At 44.1% G+C, this 699-nt stretch carries 2 tRNA genes; both read left to right on the top strand.

The features are described from left to right. The first annotated feature begins 46 nt into the window (after positions 1 to 46). A tRNA-Phe gene (locus C9I86_RS19830) sits at positions 47 to 122 on the top strand. A 46-nt stretch (positions 123 to 168) separates the two neighbouring features. Further along, a tRNA-Thr gene (locus C9I86_RS19825) sits at positions 169 to 244 on the top strand. Positions 245 to 699: the final 455 nt, after the last annotated feature.

Here is a 699-nt window from a genome sequence, read left to right as displayed (position 1 = left end):
TTACTTCGGTAAGAAATGCAACAATAGCAATTATATTGCTGTGTTTGCCTTGATAGCTCAGTCGGTAGAGCAGAGGATTGAAAATCCTCGTGTCGGTGGTTCGATTCCGCCTCGAGGCACCATATTATAAAATAACGTCATTGACGTTATACAAAAAGAATTTAGTGTGCCGACTTAGCTCAGTAGGTAGAGCAACTGACTTGTAATCAGTAGGTCACCAGTTCGACTCCGGTAGTCGGCACCATCTTTTGAAAACCTCATCTTTGATGAGGTTTTTTTTCGTCTGGAGAAAAGAGGTTCGAGGGTTCGAGGGTTCGAGGGTTCGAGGGTTCGAGGGTTCGAGGGTTCGAGGGTTCGAGGGTTCGAGGGTTCGAGGGTTCGAGGGTTCGAGGGTTCGAGGGTTCGAGGGTTCGAGGGTTCGAAATTTTTAACACCAGCAATATCATTGTCAATAATAATCTTGCTACTGCCCTTACTCGTCTCTAAAAAAACTCGTCCCTGCTATTACACCTATCTTCAGCTCTTCCTCACCCCTCGAAAACTCGCCCCTGCTGTTACCCCTATCTTCAGCTCTTTGTTGTGGCTTAATGAACTTGTACACCTAAATAGGATAAAATACTCTTAATATCAAAATGGTGTACATAATGAAAAAAGCTCGAACAACTTATTCAGTCGCATTCAAGCACGATGCTGCTAATT

Origin of the sequence: Photobacterium sp. NCIMB 13483 (assembly GCF_003025475.1) — a bacterium.
GTDB classification, from domain to species: Bacteria; Pseudomonadota; Gammaproteobacteria; order Enterobacterales; family Vibrionaceae; genus Photobacterium; species Photobacterium piscicola.
This window is presented reverse-complemented; position numbering and strand designations above follow the sequence as displayed.